The organism is Tardiphaga sp. GW821-FHT12E02, from assembly GCF_058807155.1.
The window spans coordinates 3535874-3544965 of record NZ_JBXAQK010000001.1 but is presented as its reverse complement, the minus strand read 5'-3'; the positions used below and the strand labels follow the sequence as shown (position 1 = coordinate 3544965).

The 9092-nt window shown below is 61.7% G+C and carries 11 protein-coding genes; all 11 read right to left on the bottom strand.

The window, feature by feature from the left end:
* Positions 1 to 25 precede the first annotated feature (25 nt).
* The 11 genes from AC1RQ5_RS16885 to AC1RQ5_RS16835 all read right to left on the bottom strand — a co-directional run bounded on the left by AC1RQ5_RS16885 (position 26) and on the right by AC1RQ5_RS16835 (position 9054).
* The gene (locus tag AC1RQ5_RS16885; RefSeq protein WP_493200447.1) at positions 26 to 985 is read right to left on the bottom strand and encodes a FecR family protein; all 960 of its coding nucleotides are present in this window, start codon (positions 983 to 985) and stop codon (positions 26 to 28) included.
* A complete protein-coding gene (locus AC1RQ5_RS16880) occupies positions 982 to 1563 on the bottom strand; it encodes an RNA polymerase sigma factor (protein ID WP_493200446.1) in 582 nt (193 codons plus the stop codon). The genes AC1RQ5_RS16885 and AC1RQ5_RS16880 overlap by 4 nt, the downstream gene beginning before the upstream one ends.
* Complete coding sequence (locus AC1RQ5_RS16875; protein ID WP_493200444.1) at positions 1556 to 2167, bottom strand: STN domain-containing protein; 612 nt, start codon at positions 2165 to 2167, stop codon at positions 1556 to 1558. Before AC1RQ5_RS16875 ends, AC1RQ5_RS16880 begins: the two co-directional genes overlap by 8 nt.
* A 317-nt stretch (positions 2168 to 2484) precedes the next feature.
* Positions 2485 to 2877 carry a hypothetical protein gene (locus AC1RQ5_RS16870; protein WP_493200443.1) on the bottom strand — a complete coding sequence of 131 codons (393 nt, stop codon included), beginning with the start codon at positions 2875 to 2877 and terminating at the stop codon, positions 2485 to 2487.
* Between the two features lie 88 nt (positions 2878 to 2965).
* Positions 2966 to 3718 (bottom strand): S1 family peptidase, encoded by a 753-nt coding sequence (locus AC1RQ5_RS16865; protein WP_493200441.1) that lies wholly within the window; start codon positions 3716 to 3718, stop codon positions 2966 to 2968.
* Between the two features lie 70 nt (positions 3719 to 3788).
* A complete protein-coding gene (locus tag AC1RQ5_RS16860) occupies positions 3789 to 4172 on the bottom strand; it encodes a hypothetical protein (RefSeq protein WP_493200440.1) in 384 nt (127 codons plus the stop codon).
* A 6-nt stretch (positions 4173 to 4178) separates the two neighbouring features.
* Positions 4179 to 5024, bottom strand: coding sequence for a lytic transglycosylase domain-containing protein (locus AC1RQ5_RS16855; protein WP_493200438.1), 846 nt, complete (start codon positions 5022 to 5024; stop codon positions 4179 to 4181).
* Positions 5025 to 5037: 13 nt separating this feature from the next.
* Positions 5038 to 5538 (bottom strand): YbjN domain-containing protein, encoded by a 501-nt coding sequence (locus AC1RQ5_RS16850; protein WP_493200436.1) that lies wholly within the window; start codon positions 5536 to 5538, stop codon positions 5038 to 5040.
* A gap of 11 nt (positions 5539 to 5549) precedes the next feature.
* Entirely contained in the window at positions 5550 to 6602 is a 1053-nt protein-coding gene (locus AC1RQ5_RS16845) for a peptidylprolyl isomerase (protein ID WP_493200434.1), read from the bottom strand.
* Positions 6602 to 7195, bottom strand: coding sequence for a hypothetical protein (locus tag AC1RQ5_RS16840; protein WP_493200433.1), 594 nt, complete (start codon positions 7193 to 7195; stop codon positions 6602 to 6604). Before AC1RQ5_RS16840 ends, AC1RQ5_RS16845 begins: the two co-directional genes overlap by 1 nt.
* A gap of 2 nt (positions 7196 to 7197) precedes the next feature.
* Entirely contained in the window at positions 7198 to 9054 is a 1857-nt protein-coding gene (locus tag AC1RQ5_RS16835) for a putative porin (protein ID WP_493200431.1), read from the bottom strand.
* Positions 9055 to 9092 lie beyond the last annotated feature (38 nt).

The following is a 9092-nucleotide window of genomic DNA, read 5'->3' as shown; positions in this document are numbered from 1 at the left end:
TTTCATGTCACGCCGCCGGCTGCGATCAGCCGAGCAGCACCAGTCCGCCGGGCAATGTGCGGCGCCGGATGCCGAATGCCAGTTCGATCTGGGACAGGGCGTCATCCGGCCGGTCGATCCTGAACCGACCGTTGACGGGGCTGCGCGCGAGATTGCGATCGAGCAAAACGATGTGGCCCGCACGATAGCGGTTGAGGTCGTCGATCACCTCGTGCAGTGGCGTCATATCGAAGATCATCAAGCCGCGTTGCCACGCCGAGGCGACGGCCGGATCGATGGATACCGCCTCTCCTATCGCATCGGCGCTGTAGCTGACCTGCTGCCGCGCACCGAGGACGATCGCCCCGCTTGGATGGGCGATACGGACTTCGTTCGCATAGCAAGTCACGCGCACCTCACCGCCCGCCGTGCGAATATCGAAACGGGCATCGGTCATGGACGTCGTGCCGCTGTCGGCGAGTACGTCGAGATGACCCGCACGCTTTTCGGATGCGGAAAAGGACGCTTCCCCTGAAATCAGCCTGACGACGCTGCCGGTCACCGACAGGCTGGTGCGTGCATTCATCTCGACGGCAACACCATCCGCAACGGAGATGGCGCGCCGTTCACCGGTGCCGGTGCGGAAATCCGCCTGCAACTCGGAATAGGATGGCCACAGACCGAGCGGCGGCTTCGCCAGCAGCAAGCCACCGGTGGAGGCCGCCATCGCGCCGCCGATGAACGCGCGTCGCGCGATCCGGCGCGATCGATGACGGAGATCGTCCCGCTGCGCCTCATCGAGCATGCCACTGGCGGGCTCCACCGCGCGCCAGAGCCGGCTGGCCGACGAGAAAGCCGATGCATGGGCCGAGCTGCGCCGGCACCATTCGCGCAAGGCGTCAGCGTCGGCGCCGGTCGCCTCGCCCGAGGTCAGCCGTCGCACCCAGGCATGAGCCTCGCGATCGAGCAGCGTCAGCTCCTGTGGATCGGTTTCCGTGCGGATCATCGCGTCTTCTTCCAGCCAAAGCGCGTGGCGCAATATTCCTGCGCTTGCTGAAGTTCTTTATCGACCATCCCCACTGAGATGCCAAAGCGCTCGGCGATCTCTTGCCGTGACACGCCCTCAATTCGGGATGCGAGAAGGATCGCGCGCTGCCGCTCCGGCAGCTTTGCAATGATCTTGCTCAGGCGCAAAATTTCCGCCCGGCCCTCGAACACCTGCAGCGCATCGGGGGCTTCATCGGCGATGTGCAACAGGCCATCGACCTCGGCCGCCGAGAGCCGCCGTCGATCGGCGCGTATGCGGTTGAGAGCGACATTAAAGGCCGTGCGGAATAGATAAGCGGTCGGGTTGCGCACCGTCCCGGCAATCTCGGCACCATCGAGGCGGAGATAGGTGTCCTGTAGCGCCTCCTCCGCCCAGTCCTGCGATCCAAGCCGACGTGCCAGACGCGTCTTCAGCACGCCATAGCGATCCGTCAGCAACTCTTGCAAGCTTGCGAGGGGCGATGAAAGTCGCGCTTCACTCGCGGGTTGATCCTCAATCAGATTCGGCGCCTCCGGCGATCCGGACTTTCTAGCCATGATGCAGAGCGCTTCTGACTGGAGGGCAATTGACGGCACCGCCCGACGACGCCGGCAGCACGACCATCGTGAAAGGTTGAGACATATGCGACGGAGCCGGCCGACCGATACCGAGCGTCCGTAGCGTGCGCGCTATCGCCTCGTCACGGCTGCTATCGCCGGATGAGCCAAGCAGGTCGAATTGCTCGATCTCTCCCGTGGTTCCGACCCTGAAGCTCAGTGCAATACGATAGTCGGCCGGGCGCGTCGCGCCGTTCGCACACAATGCCGCAGTGATGCGCTCCTGAAGAAGCGCGGAATAATCACGCTGAATGGCGTCCTGCTGCGCGATCGCAGCCCGCGCGATCACCGTGGCCGATCCGGATGATCGCGCGATGTCGCCGGAAGGCAACAGCGTGAACGCATCGGCGGACGCGTACTGCGCGGCCAGACCGGTATCACGAAGCAGCAACCTGAGTGCCGTTTCCGGTGTGTAGTGTCCCGCAACCGGTTTCGATATGCGTCCGACGGCAAGCTGACCCCGATAGAGGCCGACGATCCCAGTTGCTGCACTGTAACTGTCGAGCGCTGACGCCAGCGACTGTTGAGGAATATCGAACCGCAACAGCCCCTGTCCGTCTGCTCCGGCACGTGCAGCCACGTGGCTCATGCCCAGAATGATAATCGATGCTGCAAGGATTAGACGTTTCCGAACAGTAGCCAGCCACGCAAGATCAGGCCTGCACGCGCACCAGTTCCTCACGTTACCGCACCCTGGCACATGATAGACGACCTCACATGGCGATCGATCAACCACTAATCTTGCGTCTATTACCGTCGTCGTGTTGACATCAGAGTGACAGGAGATCTCTTGCTTGAATATCGACACCACATAGATCGCCGGAAGCCGGCACAGGCACGCCGCATCAAACAAGCCGACATCTACTCTCTGGACACGCCGAGCGAGAACCGCAGATTGATGGGTTGCAGCATCTCCGGCGGCGGCGCCTCGCCGACATTGCCTCGGGTCAGCACCGAGCGCAGATCGCTATTGGCCCGCTCATCCTTGAATGGCGCGAACGACACCTTCTCGACGCTGCCATCTGGATTGAGCCAAGCCTTCACGACGATCGAGGACAGGGCACCATTGGCGGTCCCAGCGCTTTCCTTCAGCCACGCGCGAAAGCGATTGGCGATTGCCTCGTCGGCGCTCATCCATTCTTCGAAGCGATATTTCACCAGTTTGGAGAATTGGCCCCAGGATGGTGGCACCGCGTCCGCACTGCGATAATCGAGGCCCTGCGTGGCGACTGGCGTCGCTGCGAGGGAGATCACACCCAGCGATGTAAGCAGCCTACGGAGTCTGCTCGGTCTTTCAACGGCGGCCGATGACCCATTCGATCGTTGCATGACGACAACTCCTTCAATTCAGACAGACGACACGGGCGGAAATGCTTGCTGCGCGGTGAGCCCGCGATGCGGCACCGCTGAGTTGCGGGCGATCGTCTTCCTGTAGCCGAATGTTGCTTGATGCGAGAAAGGACTTGGCGCTGGCAGCACTGACCGCGAGCACGCGGTTGACATTGGTCTTGCGGCTGATGACACCTTCGACGAGACCTCGGGAGTCCAGCACCGGAGCGCCGCTGGCACCGAACGTCACGGTGGAGGTGATCGCGATATGGCCGGCCTCATCGCTGCCGGATGTCTTGCCGACCGATGCATTGGCCAGCGTGCCGCCCCGGGTCACCATGGTCGGCAGGGTCGTATAGTCGGCGGCGAACACCATCGAATTGACCGACGACGGGGCCGTCCGCGGAAATACCGCCGCAATCCCGCGTGTTGTCGGCGTCTTCAACAAAGCAAGATCATATGGCGTCGATAGCGCGATCAATCGCGCTGTCGTGCTGCGCCCCTCTTTCTGCACCACGATGCGGCCGCAGCTCTGCACGACGTGCCGCGCGGTCAGGACGTGACCGAGATCGTCCACGAAGAATCCAGTGCCGGCGCGCTCGACTGGCGGCAAATCAGCACGCATCAACGGTTTGGGCGGCGCCAATGACGGCAGATCGTTCTGCGCCGGCAAGAGGAATTGCGACCATGCCGGCGGTACGGCAGAGACGACTCCGATCACTGTCGTGAGCGCGCAGAGGTAACGCCGTTGATAGAGCCTTGGCATAGCGTCAGGCTCCAGCCCGTTTGGCAACACGGAGTGCGTTGGATGAACCATGAGAGGCATGTATCAGAACCTACCGCCGCGGATTGCCGTTGAAGGTCGGCTGCGGCATCCGGAACGGCACCACGGAGCGCCCGAAATTTGAGCCATACTGCTGTTGAACGGCCGGAATGTTGACGACGCCTATCCTTGTGTCTGAAGAGCGCGCATCGATCGGCGGCAGATTCAGGCTCGGAGCGACCTTATCGACGTCCCGTCGCAGGTGCTCGTTGAGACAGCCATAGCTGCGTGCCCCCCCGATCTCGACATCCACGCAGCGCTCAAAGGTGCGCATCGGCGCGGGCTGACCGCCGATGATCAGTTCGGACTTCGGCTCGACCGCCAGGGGATACGGCTCCTGCGCAAAGGCAGGCATCGCCACGACCATCAACAACAGCGCGGAAAGCCGGGCGATCATGTCGTGCTACTTTCCTGGCGTCCGGGATGTGTTGACCTGAATGGCGACCTGGGCAAGGCGATTGTTCAAAGCGGCGAAATCGACACGGCCACTCCCGCCAAGCGTCAGGCAACGTTTGCGACAGCTCGCCATCGCCAGCGCACTGCCCCCGTCCCCGGGACGAAAGCCGAAAGTTGGGACAGGGACAGTGCCGGTCAGCGGATAGCCTTTGGCCGCAAGGCGCGCGCGCGCCCTGATGCAGTAATCGACCGATAGCTGCGAGAACCGCGTCTCACCGTGACCGGCACGATATTTCATGAGCGCCGTACAGAGGTCGCCACCGGCTTTCGCCCAGGCCTGCGCGAGATACATCACGCCGTATTTGACATTGACTTCCGGCGCGGCGAAATCCGCCATCGATCCGGTAAAGCCGAGCATGCGCGCCGTCGGCGGCATCACCTGCATGAGGCCGATCTCGCCATCGGCACCGATCACCGCCGGATTGTAGCCGCTCTCCACGCCCATGACAGCTTCGGCGACATCGGCCGGCAGACTCGTATGGCGCACTTCGCGCTCAATCAGCGCGCGATAGAGGGCGCGCGGATTGGCAGCATGAATGGGTATCGATGACACCATTGGCGAATCTGGCGGCGCCGCGGCACGTTCCGTTGCCAACTTTGCGGTGTCAGGCTTGATGGCATCTGCCTGGGACTGCGCGACCTCGGTCTCAACCGAGGCCACGCGCATTCCGCCGGCCGTCTCCGCATAGACAGTGACGACCGGCACTGACAGCAAGCCGGCGGCGAGCATCAGCGTGATACGCGCCCCCCGCGCGCCACGACCAATACTCGATAAAAGGCGGCTTGCTGTCATCGATGCGGACCTATCAAGCCACCTTGGCTTCAGCAGGCACATCGGCCGGTGCCACCGGAGCGACATCGGTAGACTTATCCGACGCGATCTTCTGCAACTCCTCACGCAGATAAGGCACAAGCGCCTGCACCAGGTGATCCCAGATCTCGACCTGCGCACGCACATAGTTCGGCGCGACGCCACCGATCAGCGAGACGTCCATGGTCATCGCGAGGAAGCCCGGCACCAACTGCAGCCGGCCGAAGCGGCGCAGCGCGTTCCAGCGATTGACGATGTCGAGCGGCAGTTCGCCTTCGACATTCAGCCAAGCGCTGAAGGTGAAATCGACGAAGCTCTTGTCGTCAGCAGCAAGACGATTGCCGGGACGGATATCGAACGCGAAGCCTGCGGTCGATGAGCGGAGCAGCGAAACATTGGCTGCAGTGTCGTTAACGAGCTCGACCCGGTATCCTGAGTTCTGCATCAGGTCGCGCAGTGATTCCAGCGTCAGGCTGGCGAGATTAGTGTCGGACATACTGATACTCCCTAGTTCTTCTTGCCGTCGAGGAGCTTGGCGAGTGCCAGCTCGTTGATGATCGGCGGTTGCTGCTTCAGCAATTCAGCGAGATAGTTCTGCCGCAACTGGGTTGCGCGCTGCTGACGGATCTGGCGGATCAGCGCATCGCGAACTTCCGGCAGGGTGCGCGTATACGGCACTTTCGTGTCGATCAGACGAATGAAGTGAACGCCGTCGTCCAGCGTGATCGGCTCGGACACGGCACCCTTGGCAAGGCCCGTGATCTGGTTGCGGATTTCCGGGCGGATCTGATCTTCCGGTAGCAGGCCGAGATCGCCTCCGCGCTCCGCGCTCTCCTTGGCTGCGCTATCGGCACGGGCGATGGCCGCGAAATCCGCGCCCGATGCTTTCAGCTTCTGCTGCACCTCAGCGACCTTCTTCTTGGCGGCATCCGCCGTAGCCTTGTCGGCGTCCTTCGGCACGGCGATGTAAATCTGACCGATCTGATATTGCCTCGGCACCAGGAACGAAGCCCGGTTGGCTTCATAGACCTTCTGCAGATCGTCTTCGCTCGGGAAGTTCGTCGGCGGATTGGAAACCGACTGCAAATAAAGCTCGACCAGCGCGCTTTCGCGCACCTTGTCGAGCTGTGCTTCGATCTCTGGCTGCTTGTCCCACTTCCTGGCGGCGAGTTCCTGCATCACCAGTCGGTTCGACAGCATGACGCGTACCGCCTGGCTGAGCAGTGCCGGATCCTGCGCCAATGCGGCTTGTTCGCGCGGGCCAAGGGTCGCGATGAAGGTGCGCATATCTTCGGCAGTCACGTCGTTGTTGCCGACACGCGCCACGACTTCGCTGGCGGCCTTGGCGGGAGCAACGGCATTCGACGCAGTCGGGGCAGCGGCCGCGGGCGCGGCTGGAGCAGCGGCAGGACGAGCCGGTTGCTTGGGTGCTGGCGCCTGCGCGACGCGCGGCTGTCCGGGTTGGACGGCGGTCTGTGCGAGAGCCGGCGAAAGCGTGAGCGCCGAAGCGACGGCAAGGCCGGTCGCCGTAGCGAATGATAGAGACGGACGCAAACGCATTATTGAATAACCTTCTGCTCGAGCAGTTTGTCTTCGTAGTCCTGCAGGATGTTCTGGACCTCGACACGACGAACACCGGTCAAAGGTTCGTTGATAACCGCAATGTCGCCGAAGGACACGCCTTCATACCGACGCAGCAGCTCGCGCCCGACCTTCATCAGCTGGCCGTTCTTCGCGACGCAACTCTTGGTGCTAGCCTTGTAGGCCGTCGCCTCTCCTTCGAACCTGGCACGTTCCGCGTCCTTGGCGCGTGCCACGGTTGCGGCTTCTTCATAGGCCGCCTTCCACTTCTCCAGCGTCTGGTTGCGATCTTCCAGACGCTGGTTGAACTCATCCACCGCCTCGCGGTGCATCTTCTCGGCTTCCTTGGTCTGCGCCTTTGCGGTTGCAATTTGCCCAGTCAGAGCTGCCTTCTCACGCTCGGCCTCGGCGACCTTGCCCTGAAGCGACGCACGCTGGTCTTCCAGCGAGCGCGTCTGGGCGGTCAGGCTGCGCACGGCGTCGCGCAGCTTGTCGGTTTCCGATTGCGCGCGAGCCTCAACACTGGCCATCGACGCGACGATCGCAACAAATGTCAGGATTTTCATGCGCATGATCAGAACTTCGCGTTCAGGTCGAATTGGACGATGTCAACCGAATACGGTCCACCGGCGATGTTGTTGGCGCTCATGTAGCGGAGCGTTGCCCAGACATTGTCGGAGAGACCGAGATTACCACCGATGAAATAGCCCTTGAGGTTGGTACCGCCGAGACCGAAGTCGCTGTCGACGAAGGCGTCGATCATCGCGTCGGATTCGAGATACTTGTAGCCAACATGGACATTCCAATCCCACAGAGTTCTGACTTGCTTATGACCGACGGTCACGCGCGTCATCCAGCCCTGGTTTCCGCCATTGAAGGGGCCGACCGTGCTGTCCGATGTGGGAGACGTGTTGTTCGCGATCGTACGCGCTGCGTAAGCGTTATAGCGATCAAGACCCAGCATGGCATCACGGTTGAAGGCGGTGTTGTTGACGTATTCGCTGTCAATGACGATATGGACCGGATGGAAATCGCCGAGATCAACCTGACCGCTGACCACGACCGGCCGGAACTGGCTGGCCAGACCGAAATACTGATAAGCCGGCTGGATTGTGCCCGCCCCCAGGGCCGGATCCGCGGCGATATTGCGGAGGGTGTAGTAGGTGTTTCCCTTCTGCGCAAAGGACGGCCGGGTCACGTCGGTGTCGCAGACATCCGCGGTTCCGAATACATAGCAAGGCGTTGACGCGCGACCCTGCGTGTTGGTGAAATCGTAATAAGCAACCCCAAAGCGGAAGCTGGACTGCGGGTCGAACTTCACACCAACGCCAGCCTGCACGCCGTACATCCACTTGTCGTTGCTGGCATACTTACCGGGCAGACCGTCTTTGATCAGGTTCTGATCGATATTGTAGCCGAAGTTGAGATCGCTGTTATATGTCGGGAATGCGCCAGCGACGATGAAGGGCGTGATGCCCGGCGACACTTCGTGCTTGAGCTGAGCAGCAAAGCCGTCGAATCCGAGGTCGCGGTACCAGACGAGATCGGTCGGCGACCAGAACGGATTGTCGAAGCGGCCGACCGAGAAGCTGAAATCTTGCGACGGCTGGTAACGCAGATAGGCGCGATCAATCCACAGCGCGTATTTCGAGAAATTGCCGCCGTTACCGCCCATGGTCTGATTGAGCGTCACTGGCGAGTTGCTGTCGCCACTGGCAAAGCGGAAGCCGGCAAGGACATTATCCGAAACATCGATATCGGCACCGACGCGGAGGCGAAAACGGGCGCGATCACGGTTCTCGCTGGTGTTCAAGGTCGGCGCGAAATACGGGTTCGCCTCCGAGAGATCATACGGATTGCCCGTATTGATCGAGTTGAAATTGACCAGACGCGGATCGTTCCCAGTCGGGAAGAATTGACCTTCATAGCGCGCGCGCATATCGCCGCTGAAGCGGATACGTTGTGCCCATTCCGGATACTTGCCCGGCGACGCCCAGTTTTCCTTCTCGGCCTTGGCCATCACTTCGCGCTTGATATCCTCGCGCAGTTGACGCTTCACGATTTCCGGCACGTAAGTCACATGCTTGGTACCCGGAGGCGATGCCGCCGCAGCCGCAGCACTCGCGGCCTTTGCGGCTTCTTCCGCACGGGCCGAGGCACCCTTGGCAGCTTCACGCTGCACATAGGATTCGTCCTCGGCTTGCTTGATCAGCGCGGTGCCCTGCTCTTCGGTGATCACGCCCTGCTTGATCAGCAAGTTGACCAGGCTGGTCGTCGAGTTCGGCGCAACCGGTTTCTCACGCGATACGCTGGGGCGCTTGGCGCGGGCTGCACCATCCTGTGCCATAGCCGGCACGGCGAGGGTGAGCGCGCACATCGATACTGCGAGCGGCAGTACGCGCCGGGCGGTATCGGTCTTTCTGTCGAACATTGGTTCAAGTCCCCTGCTAGTCGAAGCGATGTTTGCTT